The 15,009-nt window shown below is 64.5% G+C and carries 14 protein-coding genes and 1 tRNA gene; 11 read left to right on the top strand and 4 right to left on the bottom strand.

The window, feature by feature from the left end; all coding sequences use genetic code 11:
- The first annotated feature begins 128 nt into the window (after positions 1–128).
- The 3 genes from LB553_RS15530 (at position 129) to LB553_RS15520 (ending at position 4,061) form a co-directional block, all read left to right on the top strand.
- A complete protein-coding gene (locus LB553_RS15530; protein ID WP_224514539.1) occupies positions 129–1,673 on the top strand; it encodes a sigma-54-dependent transcriptional regulator in 1,545 nt (514 codons plus the stop codon).
- 378 nt (positions 1,674–2,051) lie between these two features.
- Positions 2,052–3,908, top strand: a complete 1,857-nt coding sequence (locus tag LB553_RS15525) for a DUF882 domain-containing protein (RefSeq protein ID WP_224514538.1) — start codon at positions 2,052–2,054, stop codon at positions 3,906–3,908.
- A 79-nt stretch (positions 3,909–3,987) separates the two neighbouring features.
- Positions 3,988–4,061 (top strand) — tRNA-Gln (locus tag LB553_RS15520).
- Between the two features lie 49 nt (positions 4,062–4,110).
- Here LB553_RS15520 and LB553_RS15515 read toward each other — a convergent pair.
- A complete protein-coding gene (locus LB553_RS15515) occupies positions 4,111–5,001 on the bottom strand; it encodes an AraC family transcriptional regulator (protein ID WP_224514596.1) in 891 nt (296 codons plus the stop codon).
- A 161-nt stretch (positions 5,002–5,162) separates the two neighbouring features.
- Between LB553_RS15515 and LB553_RS15510 the strand changes: the two genes are divergently transcribed.
- A complete protein-coding gene (locus tag LB553_RS15510) occupies positions 5,163–5,912 on the top strand; it encodes an SDR family oxidoreductase (protein ID WP_224514537.1) in 750 nt (249 codons plus the stop codon).
- A 9-nt stretch (positions 5,913–5,921) separates the two neighbouring features.
- On the opposite strand, the gene LB553_RS15505 is transcribed toward LB553_RS15510, so the two are convergent.
- A complete protein-coding gene (locus LB553_RS15505) occupies positions 5,922–6,560 on the bottom strand; it encodes a 2-dehydro-3-deoxy-phosphogluconate aldolase (RefSeq protein WP_224514536.1) in 639 nt (212 codons plus the stop codon).
- A 157-nt stretch (positions 6,561–6,717) separates the two neighbouring features.
- Here LB553_RS15505 and LB553_RS15500 point away from each other — a divergent pair, with 157 nt between their 5' ends.
- From LB553_RS15500 to LB553_RS15490, 3 genes are all read left to right on the top strand, one after another.
- The gene (locus LB553_RS15500; protein WP_224514535.1) at positions 6,718–7,635 is read left to right on the top strand and encodes a rhodanese-related sulfurtransferase; all 918 of its coding nucleotides are present in this window, start codon (positions 6,718–6,720) and stop codon (positions 7,633–7,635) included.
- Positions 7,636–7,757: 122 nt separating this feature from the next.
- Positions 7,758–8,489 carry a tellurite resistance TerB family protein gene (locus LB553_RS15495; RefSeq protein WP_224514534.1) on the top strand — a complete coding sequence of 244 codons (732 nt, stop codon included), beginning with the start codon at positions 7,758–7,760 and terminating at the stop codon, positions 8,487–8,489.
- A 221-nt stretch (positions 8,490–8,710) separates the two neighbouring features.
- On the top strand, positions 8,711–9,472 hold the full coding sequence (locus tag LB553_RS15490) for an SDR family oxidoreductase (RefSeq protein WP_224514533.1): 762 nt from the start codon (positions 8,711–8,713) through the stop codon (positions 9,470–9,472).
- A gap of 12 nt (positions 9,473–9,484) precedes the next feature.
- Here LB553_RS15490 and LB553_RS15485 read toward each other — a convergent pair whose 3' ends face one another.
- Positions 9,485–10,669: a pyridoxal phosphate-dependent aminotransferase gene (locus tag LB553_RS15485; RefSeq protein WP_224514531.1), complete on the bottom strand. Its 1,185-nt coding sequence runs from the start codon at positions 10,667–10,669 to the stop codon at positions 9,485–9,487.
- Positions 10,670–10,751: 82 nt separating this feature from the next.
- Between LB553_RS15485 and LB553_RS15480 the strand changes: the two genes are divergently transcribed.
- The 4 genes from LB553_RS15480 to denD are packed head-to-tail and all read left to right on the top strand — an operon-like array spanning position 10,752 to position 13,726.
- Positions 10,752–11,438 carry a GNAT family N-acetyltransferase gene (locus tag LB553_RS15480; protein ID WP_224514529.1) on the top strand — a complete coding sequence of 229 codons (687 nt, stop codon included), beginning with the start codon at positions 10,752–10,754 and terminating at the stop codon, positions 11,436–11,438.
- Positions 11,439–11,495: 57 nt separating this feature from the next.
- Positions 11,496–12,491: a cation diffusion facilitator family transporter gene (locus LB553_RS15475; RefSeq protein ID WP_224514527.1), complete on the top strand. Its 996-nt coding sequence runs from the start codon at positions 11,496–11,498 to the stop codon at positions 12,489–12,491.
- A 51-nt stretch (positions 12,492–12,542) separates the two neighbouring features.
- Positions 12,543–12,749 (top strand): hypothetical protein, encoded by a 207-nt coding sequence (locus tag LB553_RS15470; protein ID WP_224514525.1) that lies wholly within the window; start codon positions 12,543–12,545, stop codon positions 12,747–12,749.
- 2 nt (positions 12,750–12,751) lie between these two features.
- Positions 12,752–13,726 (top strand): D-erythronate dehydrogenase, encoded by a 975-nt coding sequence (gene denD, locus LB553_RS15465; protein WP_224514523.1) that lies wholly within the window; start codon positions 12,752–12,754, stop codon positions 13,724–13,726.
- A 64-nt stretch (positions 13,727–13,790) separates the two neighbouring features.
- On the opposite strand, the gene LB553_RS15460 is transcribed toward denD, so the two are convergent.
- Entirely contained in the window at positions 13,791–14,984 is a 1,194-nt protein-coding gene (locus tag LB553_RS15460) for a nickel/cobalt transporter (RefSeq protein ID WP_224514521.1), read from the bottom strand.
- Positions 14,985–15,009: the final 25 nt, after the last annotated feature.

Here is a 15,009-nt window from a genome sequence, read left to right as displayed (position 1 = left end):
AATCAAAGGGAAAGGAAAAGCCGGTCAAATCCTAAGGAATTCGTTCACCGGGTTTTTTGAAACCTTATTTAGAACCCTGTGCCAAGATGATCCATGGGGATTTCCTCGGGCGGACAACTCAAACAGTCATGACAGGTTCCATACTCATAGTCGATGACGATCCGGTGCAACGCAGGCTGGTCGAAGCCGCGTTGACCAAGTTCGGCCATAGCGCGATCGTCACGGATGGCGGCGAGGCCGGCCTCGACGTGCTCGACGGGCCGAACGCGCGCGAGGTCTCCGTCGTCATTCTCGACCTTGTGATGCCCGGCCTCGACGGCATCGGCGTGCTGAAGGCGATGCGCGAGCGTGCCATCAACATTCCCGTCATCGTCCAGACGGCGCAGGGCGGCATCGAGACGGTCGTCTCGGCAATGCGGCACGGCGCCTTCGACTTCGTCGTCAAGCCGGCGTCGCCCGACAGGCTGCAGACCGCCATCTCCAACGCGCTTAAAGTGGAAGCCGTCGAGGACGAGGTGAAGCGCGCATCGCGGCGACGCTGCGGCGGCCATCTCACCTTCAAGGACATGATCACGCGCAGCCCGGCAATGGACCGGGTGATCCGCCTCGGCCAGAAGGCCGCGGCCTCCAACATCCCAATCCTGATCGAGGGCGAGTCAGGTGTCGGCAAGGAGCTGGTGGCGCGCGCCATCCAGGGCAGCGGCGATCGCCGCTCGAAGCCCTTCGTCACCGTCAATTGCGGCGCCATTCCGGACAATCTTGTCGAATCGATCCTGTTCGGCCATGAGAAGGGCTCCTTCACCGGCGCCACCGATAAGCACACCGGCAAATTCGTCGAAGCGAATTCCGGCACGCTGTTCCTCGACGAGATCGGCGATCTGCCGCTCGACGTCCAGGTCAAGCTGCTGCGCGCCGTGCAGGAGGGCGAGGTCGATCCGGTCGGCGGCCGCTCGACCGTCAAGGTCGATATAAGGCTTATCTCGGCCACGCACCGCAATCTTCTGCAGCAGGTGAAGGACGGCAAGTTCCGCGAGGACCTGTTCTACCGGCTGAACGTCTATCCCATCTTCGTGCCGCCGCTGCGCGACCGCCGCGACGACATTCCCTACCTTGTCCGACACTTCATGGAAAAGGTCGCTCCGACCGATCCGCGCCGCCGCCTTGCCGGCATATCGGCCGCGGCGCTTGCGATGCTGCAGGCCTATGACTGGCCGGGCAACATCCGCCAGCTGGAGAATGCGGTCTTCCGCGCGTCGGTGCTCGCCGAGGGCGATGTGCTGACCGAGGAGGAGTTCCCGCAAATCCGGGCGCAGGTTGAAGGAACGGTCAATCTCGGAGCGGAACCGGCATCCGCCGTCGCCGATACGGTTGCGGATGTGCCCCTGAATGAGGATGAGGTTGCCGACACGATGGGGCCCGCCTTGTCCGACGGCGAGGCGCCCGCCAAGCCGCAGCCGCGTTTTGGAACGCTTCGTGCGCTCGATGAGCGCGGCAATGTGCGGGCGCTGGCCGACGTCGAACTCGAGATGATCAGGCTCGCGATCGATCATTACAACGGCCAGATGAGCGAAGTCGCCCGGCGGTTGGGCATCGGCCGCTCGACGCTCTACCGCAAGTTGAAGGAATATGGCATTGATCCCGAAGCTGGTCGCCTCGACCGGCTTGCCTCATGAGGCGCAAGCCTCGAACGAGCTTGTCTGCCTAAAATCCGAGTCAAATTGTCGCTTTGAAGGTGAAAACGCAGGGTTCTCAGCGGTTGGCGTTGCCGAGGATCACGCATTAACGCTAACGGTAACAGATCGTGTTCTGGCCGAGACCGGATTCTTGATCTAAACCAGCGGTTTACCACGAAATGCCGTGCATTATTTTTGACGGGATATCGCCACGGTGTTACCGCATTTCGGCTTCAATAAATGATGATTAACCATTAGGATCGATATTCGGATGTGAAAACGACGCATCCGTTTGGTCAAATCCGGGGACAAACGGCAGCCTGAAAGCCATTTGATTTGAACAAAATCGAACGACACAAAGACGGGCGGCATTTTCATATGAACGTCTGGCCGAGGTGGCTGACGTTCGTGATTTTGACCGTCGGGTTCCTGTCCGCGGCGACGTCTGGCGCCCGGGCTGAAGTTCGTACACTCAAGCTCTATCACCTGCACACGCACGAAAAGGCCGAGATCGTCTACAAGCGCAATGGCCGCTACGATCCGGAAGGCCTGCGCAAGATCAACATCATCCTGCGCGACTGGCGCCGCAACGAGCCTACCAAGATGGATCCGCGGCTGCTCGACCTGGTTTGGGAAGCCTATCGCGAAAGCGGCGCTACCGACTATATCCAGGTCGTCTGCGGCTATCGTTCGCCATCGACCAACGCGATGCTGCGCTCGCGCAGCCGGGGCGTCGCCGAGAAGAGCCAGCACATGCTGGGCAAGGCGATGGACTTCTACATCCCCGGCGTGCCGCTGAAGAAGCTGCGCAACATCGGCCTCAAGATGCAGGGCGGCGGCGTCGGCTATTATCCGAGTTCCGGTTCGCCCTTCGTCCATATGGATGTCGGCAATGTGCGCCACTGGCCGGGCATCAGCCGTCAGGAGCTGGTCAGCCTGTTCCCCAACGGCAAGACGCTGCATGTGCCGAGCGACGGCAAGCCGCTGCCTGGCTATGAGCAGGCGCTGGCCGCTTATCAGGCGCGTAAGGGCGCCGGCACGCCCAATATCGAACTGGCCAGCGCCGGTGGCTCGACCAAGCGGTCCGGCGGCCTGTTTGCCTGGTTCCGTGGCGGCGGCGCCGACGAGGCCGACGACGAGGCCGACGAAAGCGCCCCGGCGCCGCAGCAGAAAGCTGTGAAGCAGGTTCAGGTCGCGAGCGCCGCCACGGCCCGCACCAGCAATCTTCCGGGTATCGCGATCGTCGCGCCGAAAGATGCCAAGCGCGCCAGCATCCCGCAGATCGCGGATGACAGCGCCGACGATTCGCAGCCGCAGCAGAATACGCCGGAGACGATTATCGCCGCTCTGCCGCCCAAGGAAATCCCGCTGCCCGATTTCGCGCCGCGTCCGAAGGCCGATGTCGGCCAGCAGACGCCGCAGAACGTGCCGTTCGCCGTGGCGGATGCCTCGGCGACGGCGGAGCAGGCGGTTTCGACCGCACAGGCGTCCGTGCCGGACAAGGTGCCGTTCGGCGCAGCCAGCGCCGCCGAAGCCGCGAGCACCGATCCGGCGCAGGTGGCGGTCAATAACATCCCGCTGCCGACATGGCGGCCCGACCGTTCGACGCCGGCCGAACCGGCGCCGAAGGACAAGAGCGTGCTTCTGGCGCTGGCCGAAACGGCTTCGCAGGACAAGAGCGCGACCGACGCGTTCTCCGTTCTGCCGACCGCACGGCCGCAGCCCGGCAAGCAGGATGAGGTCAAAGCCGTTCTCGAACAGGCCAATGCGACCGTCAAGGCCGATGGCGCCGGCGCCGAATATCAGCTCGCGTCGCTGACCGAACCGGAGCCGCGCTCCGCCTTCAACGATCCGTCAGGCGTCGATGCGGCCTCGCCGCGCAAAGCCATCGCCGCGCTGCCGGCCGGGACCGATCCCGCGCAGGCGATCGGCGGCGGTGTGAAGACCACAGCCAAGGAAGGCAGGGCGTCTGCGCAGGACCTGAAGCCAGGGCCCAAGGCCATGGTGGTGGCGGCGCCGCCCCAAGCCGCGCGTTGGGCCCTCGGCAGCGGCGTCAACATCGCCTCTGTTTCCGACCCGACGACGGGGCCGCGCTATGCCTACAACATCGTGCACACGCCGCCGAGCGAAGTGTACACGGCCGGCTTCCAGATGGATGGCCAGCTGCCGGACGCGAGCCGTTTCACGGGCAATGCGGTGAAGTTCCTCTCGGTCGCGCGCTTCCAAACGAAATAGGCAAGCGAGCGTGGCCGCCGAAAAGCCGCGTTGGCTCGCCAGCGCGGCTTTTGTTTATGGTATATGGCTCGCCTGCACTTCCCGCTTCGTCTAATGGTAGGACAGCGCCCTTTGAAGGCGTGAATCGTGGTTCGAATCCATGAGCGGGAACCAGACATGGCAATAGCTCTGTCGGCGTTCCGTGCGCGCATGTCACGTCAGGCTAAACTTCCAGCGTGGCCGCTTCGCCCTTGGCCAGGAGCCGCGCGGCGTCGCGCGCGGGCGGCAACCCGAACTGGCGCGCATATTCGCGGCTGAACTGGGAAGCGCTTTCGTAGCCGACAGCGAAAGCAACCTGCGCGGCGTTGCCCGGCTGCGCAATCAGCAGATGGCGCGCTTCCAGCAGGCGGAGCTGCTTTTGATACTGGATCGGGCTCATTGCCGTCGCCGCCTTGAAGTGCCGATGAAACGCAGCATTGCTCATATGCGACAGCTCGGCCAGTTGCGTCACATCGATCGGCTCCTTGTAATGCGCCCGGATCCAGGCCGTGGCGCGGCGGATCCGCGACAGGCGCCCGTCGGCGCGCGCGAGCTGGCGCAGCTTTTCGCCTTGCGGGCCTTGCAGAAGCCTGAACGCGATCTCCCGTTCGAGCATGGGCGCGAGAACAGGAATCTCGGCCGGCTTGTCCAGCAGCCGCAGCATCCGGTGCCACGCATCGAGCAGCAAGTCATCGGCTTGATTGGTCACGAAGCTATCGCCATCGATCGCCGGCTTGTGGTCAATGAGCAGGCCGGCGGTCAGCTCGGTATCGATCGAGAAGGCGATGGCCATGTAAGGCTGTGCGACGCTCGCATCGATCAGTTGGCTGGTGGCGGGTGTTTCAACCGCATAGACGAAATAGCTGCCGGCGCTGTAGGCAAGCCTGCGGTCGCCGATCAGCACCGTCTTGGTTCCCTGCAGGACGAACAGCGTGGTCGGCTGGCAAAGCTCGGGGAGCGGCGGCGTCGGAACCTCGCTGCGGCCGATCGTAACGCGCGGGATAGCCGTTTTCGTCCGCCGTCCGCGCGCATGCCGGCCGGCGATCGCGATCAGTTCCTGAAGCGCTTCGTTCATCCTTGCAGCATTGCCGATCCCCTGCCGCCAAGCAACCAAGCGAGGCGGCGGCGCACGAGAAGACGCGCAGCTGAGAGGATTAGGCAAGAGCATGAGAGCTTTTGGCGCGCAAAGCGGCCCGGCTCCCGCCATCTCTAGGTCACCGAACAGGAGACATGGATATGAAGACGCAAAAGAATGCGCTGGTGACCGGCGCCAACAAGGGCATCGGCCTCGAGACCGTCCGTCGGCTGGCCGCCATGGGATTCAAGGTGTGGCTCGGTGCTCGCGACGCCGGGCGCGGCGAGGCCGCGGCGCAGGCGCTGCGCGACGAAGGGCTGGACGTCGAGTGGCTCGAGCTCGACGTCGCCAGCGACGAGGGCGTCGCGGCCGCGGCCAAAGCCGTCGCGGCGAGGGCGCCCCGCCTGGACGTTCTGGTCAACAATGCCGGAATTGCATCCGGCTATGTCGATGCGCTCGGCCCAGACGGCCGCTATGAGCGGCCGCCGAGCCGCGAGAGTGTCGATGACATGAAAGCCACCTATGACGTCAACGTCTTCGGTCCGGTGCGGGTCACGCAGGCGTTCCTGCCGCTGCTCACGGCATCGTCCGCTGCGCGGATCGTCATGGTGAGCAGCTATCTCGGATCGCGGGCGCGCGCGTCCGGCAATGACCAGTCGCCCAATGTCATGGGCTATGGCAGTTCGAAGACGGCGCTCAACGCCGTGACACTGGCCTTCGCCCGGGAACTCGCGCCGCGCGGCATCATGGTCAATGCGGCCGCTCCCGGTTACACCGCGACGGACCTCAACGCGCACAGAGGTGGCCGCACGGTGCAACAGGCGGCCGAGATCATCGTGCGGCTGGCGACGCTGGCGCCAGGCGGACCGACGGGCGGCTATTTCGATGAGAATGGCGCGCTGCCCTGGTGAAAACGCTGATTACGTCTTGAGCTTGCTCGCCTCACGCGCCAGCGCTTCGATCTCATCCCACCTGCCGGCCTTGATGAGATCGTCGGGCGCCACCCAGGAGCCGCCGACGCAGATGACGTTGGGCAGGCCCAGATAATCGGCGGCGTTCCTAGCCGTGATGCCGCCGGTCGGGCAGAATTTCACGTCTGCCAGCGGCGAGGCGAAAGCCTTCAGCGAAGCGATGCCGCCGGACTGCTCGGCCGGGAAGAATTTCAGGAAGCGCAGGCCGGCTTCGCGCGCGGCCATGATCTCGCCAGGCGTGATGGCGCCGGGCAAAAGCGGCACGGGGCTGTCCTTGGCCGCGTCGAGAAGCTCTCTGGTGATGCCCGGGCTGACGATGAATTTCGAGCCGGCGGCGGCTGCCTCGTCGAACTGTTTGGCATCGAGAATGGTGCCGGCGCCGAAGACCGCGTCCTCAACCTCGGCCGCGACGCGGCGGATCGCTTCCAGCGCATCGGCGGTGCGTAAGGTGATCTCGATGGCCCGCAAACCGCCGCGCGAAAGCGCGCGGGCGAGCGGCACGGCATCTGCCACATTGGCGATCTTGAGCACCGGGATGACCGGCTGACCGTTGAGGAGCGACAGGAGCTTTTCGGTCTTGCTGGTCATGTGCTGGTCTCCATCTCGATCGTTTTAAACCGATTAGCAGAAGGGATATGCCAAGTCTACGAAGGGCGGCGTGTCGTGATGCCGCGTGGCCAGCTGCATATCGGTTGCCTTGAAACGGCTTTCAGCACGGTCTAGTGGCATGAGCATGACAACTGCCATGGAAATTCAGCCAGTCCGGGTCGCCGCGCTCTATAAATTCGCGCGCCTCGACGGATACGAAGCCTTGCGCGCGCCGCTCGCCGCCTTCTGTTGCGGGCGCGACATCAAGGGCACGCTGCTTCTGGCGCGTGAAGGCATCAACGGCACCGTTGCCGGCACCGAGGAAGCGATTGCCGCGCTTGTGGACCATCTGCAGGCCATCGAAGGCCTGGCCGGTCTGGAAGTCAAATACAGCAGCGCCGCCGAAATGCCGTTCCACCGCATGAAGGTCCGGCTGAAGCGCGAGATCGTCACCATGGGTGTCGAGGATGTCGATCCGGCAACCAGCGCCGGCACCTATGTCGCGCCGGCCGACTGGAACGCGCTGATCTCGGACACCGACACTGTCGTCATCGACACCCGCAACGCCTACGAGGTCTCGCTCGGCACCTTCAAGGGCGCGGTCGATCCAAGGACCAGCAGCTTCCGCGAGTTCCCGGCCTGGGTGGAAGAGCACCGTAAGGAGCTCGAAGGCCGCAAAGTGGCGATGTTCTGCACCGGCGGCATTCGCTGCGAGAAGGCGACCGCCTATGTGAAGTCGCTCGGTCTCAAAAATGTCTTCCATCTCAAGGGCGGCATCCTGAAATATCTGGAAGACGTGCCCGCCGAAGAGAGCCTCTGGCAAGGCGAATGTTTTGTGTTCGACGAGCGGGTGTCGGTCTCGCATGGTCTGGCCGAGGGCGAAGCCGAACTCTGCCGCGCCTGCCGTCACCCGCTGACGGTCGAGGACCGGCTGTCGCTGAAATACGTGACCGGCGTTTCATGCCCACATTGCTTCGAAGCGCGGTCCGATGCGGATCGCGTACGCTATGCCGAACGCCACCGTCAGGTCGAGCTTGCGCAAGCGCGCGGCGGCAAGCGCCATATCGGCAGTTAGGGCGGCCAGCTCCGCGACCGAAAAGTCGCCCCGTCATTGTAATGCCAAAGCGCGGAGCCTACGTCTTGCCGGTCCGAAACCCTGCCCGGGCGCGTTCAGCCGGGCCAATTCTGGAGGCATTGATGCTCGACCCCAAGAAGCTGCTCGACGACCTTCTCGGCTCGCAAGTCCCTGGGACCGGCTCGACTGTCCGCGACAAGGCGGGGCAAGCGGTGCAGATGGCGAAGGACAATCCGCTTGCCGCCGGCGCGCTTGCCGCGGTGCTGCTCGGCACCGGCACAGGACGGCAGGTCACGGGCGCTGCAATCAAGCTTGGCGGCCTGGCCGCCATCGGTGGCCTCGCCTACAAGGCCTACCAGAACTACAAGGCCGGCAAAGCGCCGGAGCAGGCGCCTTCATCCGGCGAGCCGGAGCTGCTGCCGCCGCCCGCCGACACCGCCTTCCATCCCTCGCAGGCGCCGCAAGGCGAGACCGAGTTCACGCTGACGCTGGTCAGGGCGATGATCTCGGCGGCGAAGGCCGACGGCCATGTCGACGACGAAGAGCGCAAGAAGATCGCCGACAAGCTCAAGCTCGCCGGCATCGGCCCGGAAGCGGAAAAATTCCTGCTTGCCGAGCTCGAAAGCCCGCTCGATCTCGACACGCTGGTCGCCGGCGCCAAGACCGATGCGCAGAGGCTCGAGCTCTACACCGCCTCGCGGCTTACCATCGATCCCGACACGCGCGCCGAGCGCGGTTATCTCGACCTGCTGGCCGGCCGCCTCGGCCTGCCGGACGCCCTGGTCGATCATGTCGAGGCGACGGTTTCGGCGGCCAAGGTGCCCGCCGGCAGCGCTCCAAGTTCGCCCTGGTAAGCGCCGGGGTTAGCGGCGGTTGCCGTTAATTTCTCGTTAACCCCATAAGCGCATCATTCTAATCAGTCGGACCGGCATCTCCTCCCAAGCACGGTTCAGATCGGGGGCGGTCGCCAATGGCCGCCCTTTTTGTTGGGGCTTTCTTTATTGCCAACAGCGGCTTGCCATGACCCCAGGCATTTGCGATGCCACGTCTTTCCATGCATGACCGGAGGACGGCGATGACAGCCATAGCAGAGAAGACCGCCATCGTTACCGGCGCCGGCACCGGCATCGGCAAGAGCGTCGCGACGGCGCTGCTCAAGGTAGGCTGGAACACGGTGTTCTGCGGCCGCCGCAAGACGCTGCTGGATGAGGCGATCGCAGAGGCGGGGAAGACGCAGGCCAAGGCGCTGGCCATCGCTTGCGACATCAGCAAAGCCGAGGAAGTCGACGACATGTTCGAGACCGTGCTCGAGGCCTTCGGCCGCGTCGACCTGCTCTTCAACAATGCCGGCATGGGCTACAAGTCCACGCTGATCGACGAGATCCCGGTCGAGGTCTGGAACGATGTCGTGGGCGTCAACCTCACCGGGTCGTTCCTATGCGCCCGCGCGGCTTTCGGCGCGATGCGGAGGCAGAAGCCGATGGGCGGCCGCATCATCAACAACGGTTCCGTGTCGGCCTATGCGCCGCGCCCCGGCTCGGCGCCCTATACGGCGACCAAGCACGCGATCACCGGGCTCACCAAGACGCTGGCGCTTGACGGCCGGCCCTTCGATATCGCCTGCGGCCAGATCGACATCGGCAATGCGCTGACCGAGATGGCGCAGCCGATGACCGTCGGCGTGCCGCAGGCCAACGGCTCGATCGCCGCCGAGGCGGTGATGGATGTGCAGCGCGTCGCCGACGCGGTGCTGCATATGGCGAGCCTGCCGCTCGACGCCAATGTGCTGTTCATGACCGTGATGGCGACGAAGATGCCGTTTGTCGGGCGCGGGTAAGCGCTTGACGGGTCACCTCTTCAGAAACGCCTCGATCCGCTCCAGCGCGCGCAGGATGTTCTCCTCGGAATTGGCGTAGGAAAGGCGGATATAGCCTTCGCCGAGAACGCCGAAATCGGGGCCGCCGATCAAAGCGACGCCGGCGTCCTCCAACAGCGCCGAGGCAAGCTTCTTCGCCTTCCAGCCGGTCTTCGAGACATTGGGGAAGGCATAGAAGGCGCCCTTCGGCGTGATGCAGGAAATGCCCGGCAGCGCGTTCAGCCCTTCGACCACGATCTTCCTGCGATTGTCGAAAGCGCGCATCATCTTTTCGACATCGTCCTGCGGGCCGTCGATCGCGGCGATGCCGGCATACTGGCTCGGCGCGTTGACGCAGGACCAGCAATTCACCGCCAGTTTGCGCACCTTGTCGTAGAGGTGAGCGCCCTTTTTCCCGTTCGGCCAGATCGACCAGCCCATGCGCCATCCCGTCATCGCCCAGGTCTTCGACCAGCCGTTGAGCACGATCAGCCGGTCGCGGATTTCGGGGAAATTGAGCAGCGAGCAGTGGGTCTCGCCGTCATAGGTCATGACGTCGTAGATCTCGTCCGACATGATGGCGACCTGCGGGTGCTTCTCCAAGCCCTTGACCAACTTCTCGATCTCGGCGCGCGGGGTGACGCCGCCGGTCGGATTGGCCGGCGAATTGAGAATCAGCAGCCTGGTCTTCGGCGTGATCAGCGCCAGCGTCTCGTCGGCCGAGAAGGCAAAGCCGTTCTCCTCGCGGATCGGCACCGGCACCGGCGTGGCGCCGGTGAACTCGATCATAGAGCGGTAGATCGGGAAGCCGGGATCGGGATAGAGGATTTCGGTGCCCGCCTCGCCAAACATCAGGATCGCGGCGAACATGGTCGGCTTGCCGCCGGGCAGGATCATCACATTCTCGGGCGACACCTCGACGCCGGTGGTGGTCAGCGTGCGGCGCACGACCGCCTCGCGGGTGGCCAAGAGCCCATTTGCCGGCGTGTAGCCGTGATGGCCGTCGCGCAGCGCCTTGATCGCCGCCTCGACGATATGCTGCGGCGTCTTGAAGTCGGGCTGGCCGATGCCGAGGTTGATGATGTCGCGGCCCTGATGGGCAAGCGCGGTGGCCCTGGCGAGCACCGCGAAGGCATTTTCCTCGCCGAGCCGGTCGAAGGCCGCGATCGTGTGGAGCATTTTTCCCGTCCCTGTGGTTCTTTCTGTAAGTGAGCGTTTTTGTGACCGTCCGCCGAGAAAAGTCAAACGGATTGGAATGGCCGTGTCGGAAGATCTGAAGAATTGGCAGCCGCGCCCGCGGCCGGAGCGCAAAGCGATCGAGGGACGCACCGTCAGGCTCGAGCCGCTGAGCGCAGCAGAGCATGGCGACGGCCTCTACGAGGCCTCCTCGGTTTCGGATGCCGACGGACGTTTCGCCTGGCTGCCCGACTATCCGCCGGAAACCCGCGCCGCCTTCCAGCCTTGGCTCGACAAGGCGGAAGCCAGCGAGGATCCGCTGTTCTTCACCGTCATCGACAAGGCGAGCGGCAAGATCGCCGGGCGCCAGACGCTGATGCGCATCGACGCCAACAACGGCGTCGGCGAAATCGGCAACATCTATTGGGGTCCGCTGATCTCGCGCAAGCCGGCGGCAACCGAGGCGCAGTTCCTGTTTGCGAAATATCTCTTCGACGATCTCGGCTACCGCCGCTACGAATGGAAGTGCAACAACCGCAACGAGCCCTCGAAGCGCGCCGCGGAGCGCTTCGGCTTCAAGTTCGAAGGCATCTTCCGCCAGCATCTTGTGGTCAAGGGTGAAAACCGCGATACGGCATGGTATTCGATCATCGACAAGGAATGGCCGGCCTTGCGCAAAGCCTATGAAGGCTGGCTCGATCCGGCGAATTTCGACAGCGAAGGCGGCCAGAAGCGGCGGCTTGAGGATTTTCGCGCCGACTTTGGCGCGTAGACCACGATCTCCGGAAGCGGAAAACCGCTTGCGGCAGGTCCGACAGGAGTTTCGGCAATGGCGCACGACCACGCTTCGCACGATCACGGCTCGGCCGGTCACAGCCATGCCGCCGGCCATGTGCATGGCTCGACCGACAAGAAGCGGGTGCTGATCGCGACCTGCCTGACCGCGGGCTTCATGGTCGCCGAGGCGCTCGGCGGCTGGCTGACCGGATCGCTGGCGCTGGTCGCCGATGCCGGGCACATGTTGGCCGACGCCATCGCGCTCGGTCTCGCCTGGTATGCCTTCCACCTGACAGGCCGTCCGGCCACCGGCCGTCTCACCTATGGCTTCGCCCGGGTGAAGACGCTGGTCGCCTACACCAACGGCATCGCCATCTTCGTCATCGCGCTTTGGATCGTCTACGAGGCCTGGGGGCGGCTGATGAATCCGGCGCCGGTGCTCGGCGGGCCGATGCTGGTGGTGGCGGTGGCAGGCCTCCTGGTCAACATCGCCTCCTTCTTCGTGCTGCATGGCGGCGATCGGGAAAGCCTCAACATGCGCGGCGCCATCCTGCATGTGCTGGGCGACTTGCTGGGTTCCGCGGCGGCGATCGTTGCCGCCATCATCATCGTGGCGACAGGGTGGACGCCGATCGATCCGATCCTGTCGGTGCTGGTGTCGCTGCTCATTCTTTCGACAGCATGGTCGCTGATGCGCGAGGCGGCCCACGTCCTGCTCGAAGGCGTGCCGGCAAGCCTCGACCGCGACGTTGTCGCCAAGGACATCGAAAGCGCGGTCAAAGGTGTGCGCGAGGTGCATCACATGCATGTCTGGTCGCTCGACGGGACCTCCAACATGGCGACGCTGCATGCCTGCCTGAACGACGGCGTCGATGCGCATGTGGCGGTGAGCGCCATCAAGAAGCGGCTTGCGGTCAAGCACGGCATCGAACATGCCACGGTCGAGCCCGAATTCGGACAATGCGCCGACAGCCATGACAAGCATGACCATCACCATGATCACGACCACGCGCATGGCGCGCCTGCCGATCGCCGGCATTATCATTGATCCTGCCGTGACGATGAAACCGAACAGCCTCGAAACGAGGACCTTCCGCTGATGGATCGTGACACAAAGAACGCGGCGATCGCCGCGGCGGTGATACTGCTCCTGTTCGGCCTCGCCACCTATTTCCTGCCAGCCATCATGCTGGCCGCCGGCAAGGTGTCGACGGTGCTGGCGGCCGTCATCGCCGTGGTCTTCATGGTCGGGCTGTTCGTCGTCTTGTGGCTGCGCGGACGCAGCCAACGCAAGAAAGGTCTCTGAAGATGAGAATACTGATCACGGGCGCGGCCGGCATGGTCGGTCGCAAGCTGATTGCACGGCTGGCCAAGAATGGCGCTTTGCGCGGGAGGAAAATAACGGCGCTCGACCTGCATGACATCGTGGCGCCGCAGGCGCCGGCGCTCACGGGCATCGATGTGTCGATCCACACCGGCGATCTGTCCGCGCCCGGCGCCATGGCGGCGCTCGTGGCTCCGCGCCCGGACGTGATCTTCCATCTGGCGGGCATCGTGTCGGGTGAGGCGGAAGCCAATTTCGATCTGGGCTACCGGGTCAATCTCGACGGTACGCGCGCGCTGTTCGATGCGGTGCGCCTGGCGGCCTTCGCGCCGCGCCTCGTCTTCACCTCGTCGATCGCCGTGTTCGGCGCGCCGTTCCCGGACGTCATCCCGGACGAATTCCATCCGACGCCGCTCACCTCCTACGGCACGCAGAAGCAGATGAGCGAAGCGCTGCTCGCCGATTATACGCGGCGCGGCTTCTTCGACGGTATCGGCATCCGGCTGCCGACGATCTGCGTTCGCCCCGGCAAGCCGAACAAGGCGGCGTCGAGCTTCTTCTCAGGCATCATCCGCGAGCCGCTCGCCGGCCAGGAGGCGATCCTGCCGGTGCCGCGCTCGGTGCTGCACACCCATGCCAGCCCGCGCTCGGCGGTGAATTTCCTCATCCATGCGGCCGAGATCGAAGGCGACAAGGTCGGCCCGCGCCGCAACCTCACAATGCCGGGCGTCGCCGTCACGGTCGGTGAGCAGATCGAGGCGCTGGAGCGCATTGCCGGTGTCGAGGTGGCGAAGCGGATCCGCGAGCAGCCCGACGAAACCATCTGGGCGATCGTCAAAGGCTGGCCGACGCGCTTCGAGGCGAGGCGGGCGCGGGAATTGGGGTTTGCCGCCGAAAGCAGCTTTGACGAGATCATCCGCGCGCACATCGAGGATGAGCTTGGCGGGAAGATCGCCTGACGTCTATCGATACCAAGTGATGCCGGCCTGACCCGAAGCTCAATACAACTTGGGCACTGCCTGGTCAGGCGCCGCCCGACAGGCCGGCCGACAGAAGCAGCAGGCCGACCAGGAAGATGAAGGCGGCGCCGCCGATCTCGACGATGGAATGGATGCGGTTGCCGATGCGTCCATCGCCGGCGAAATAGACCGCCCAATTTTTGGCCAGCACCGCGATCGTCGCCAGCGCCGAGACGGTGATCGCGGTGCCGATCGACATCGCCAGCACCGACAGCAGCCCTCCTACCCACAGTCCGTTGAGCAGCGCGAAGCTCAGCACGATCAGCGCGCCGGAGCAGGGGCGGATGCCGACGGCGGCCACCGCCGACCAGGCGGTCTTCCAATCGAAGCGGTCACCCGACAGCATCGCCGGATCGGGCGCATGCGAATGGCCGCAGGTCTCGCAGACTTCGCCCGGGCCATGATCGTGGTGGGCGTGATCATGCGCGGCGTGATCGTGACCGTGCGAATGGTCGTGATGAACGTGATCATGAGCGTCATGCACATGGAGGACGTGCGAATGCGTTGAGTGCGCATGAGCGTGAGAATGGCCGGCATGGGAATGCGCATGGGCATGCGAGTGGCCCCCATGCCCGCCATGCGAATGGCCGGCATGGGCAGCCGACAGGCTGTAGGCAGGCCTCCTGCCGAACAGGCGCAGGATCGACGGCCCGAGCTTGCGCCACAAAAGCCAGGCGCCGAACAGTGTCACCAGCACATAGCTCGAGATTTCCAGGAACCAGGCCGCGTCGGTCATCGAGATCGCGGTGCCGCGCAGCACGAAATAGGCGAGCATCATCACGACCACCGCCGTCAGGCCCTGCAGCAGCGCCGAGACGAAGGAGAGCATGATGCCGCGCCTGAGGGCCACTTCGTTGGCGACCATATAGGAGGAAATGACCGCCTTGCCGTGGCCGGGGCCGGCGGCGTGGAAGATGCCATAGGCGAAGGAAAGCCCGATCAGCAGCCAGAGCTTGCTGCCATCCTGGCGCATCGCCTTCATGGCGGCGGCGAGCGAATGGTAGAATTCCTGCTGCCTGAGATTGATCCACATCAGTATATGGGCAAACGGCCCGGTGGTGGTCGGCGCCATGCCGTCATTGGTGCCGATGCCCAGCGAACTTTGCGCATGCGCCACGACAGGCAAATGGGTGATCACCAGGGTGGCGGTCAACAGGCCGAGCGCTAGTCGGATATTCGTGGGATGCCCCACGAACATCCGCAGGTTCCGATCGCAAAGCCGT

This window comes from Mesorhizobium sp. CA8 (assembly GCF_020164955.1).
Classification (GTDB): Bacteria; Pseudomonadota; Alphaproteobacteria; order Rhizobiales; family Rhizobiaceae; genus Mesorhizobium.
This window is presented reverse-complemented; position numbering and strand designations above follow the sequence as displayed.

What these genes read in the sequence shown, in the direction of transcription:
- LB553_RS15530 (WP_224514539.1), top strand. Translation starts at nt 129, where the DNA reads ATGACAGGTTCCATACTCATAGTCGATGACGATCCGGTGCAACGCAGG.
- LB553_RS15525 (WP_224514538.1), top strand. Translation starts at nt 2,052, where the DNA reads ATGAACGTCTGGCCGAGGTGGCTGACGTTCGTGATTTTGACCGTCGGG.
- LB553_RS15515 (WP_224514596.1), bottom strand. Translation starts at nt 5,001, where the DNA reads ATGAACGAAGCGCTTCAGGAACTGATCGCGATCGCCGGCCGGCATGCG.
- LB553_RS15510 (WP_224514537.1), top strand. Translation starts at nt 5,163, where the DNA reads ATGAAGACGCAAAAGAATGCGCTGGTGACCGGCGCCAACAAGGGCATC.
- LB553_RS15505 (WP_224514536.1), bottom strand. Translation starts at nt 6,560, where the DNA reads ATGACCAGCAAGACCGAAAAGCTCCTGTCGCTCCTCAACGGTCAGCCG.
- LB553_RS15500 (WP_224514535.1), top strand. Translation starts at nt 6,718, where the DNA reads ATGGAAATTCAGCCAGTCCGGGTCGCCGCGCTCTATAAATTCGCGCGC.
- LB553_RS15495 (WP_224514534.1), top strand. Translation starts at nt 7,758, where the DNA reads ATGCTCGACCCCAAGAAGCTGCTCGACGACCTTCTCGGCTCGCAAGTC.
- LB553_RS15490 (WP_224514533.1), top strand. Translation starts at nt 8,711, where the DNA reads ATGACAGCCATAGCAGAGAAGACCGCCATCGTTACCGGCGCCGGCACC.
- LB553_RS15485 (WP_224514531.1), bottom strand. Translation starts at nt 10,669, where the DNA reads ATGCTCCACACGATCGCGGCCTTCGACCGGCTCGGCGAGGAAAATGCC.
- LB553_RS15475 (WP_224514527.1), top strand. Translation starts at nt 11,496, where the DNA reads ATGGCGCACGACCACGCTTCGCACGATCACGGCTCGGCCGGTCACAGC.
- LB553_RS15470 (WP_224514525.1), top strand. Translation starts at nt 12,543, where the DNA reads ATGGATCGTGACACAAAGAACGCGGCGATCGCCGCGGCGGTGATACTG.
- denD (WP_224514523.1), top strand. Translation starts at nt 12,752, where the DNA reads ATGAGAATACTGATCACGGGCGCGGCCGGCATGGTCGGTCGCAAGCTG.
- LB553_RS15460 (WP_224514521.1), bottom strand. Translation starts at nt 14,984, where the DNA reads ATGTTCGTGGGGCATCCCACGAATATCCGACTAGCGCTCGGCCTGTTG.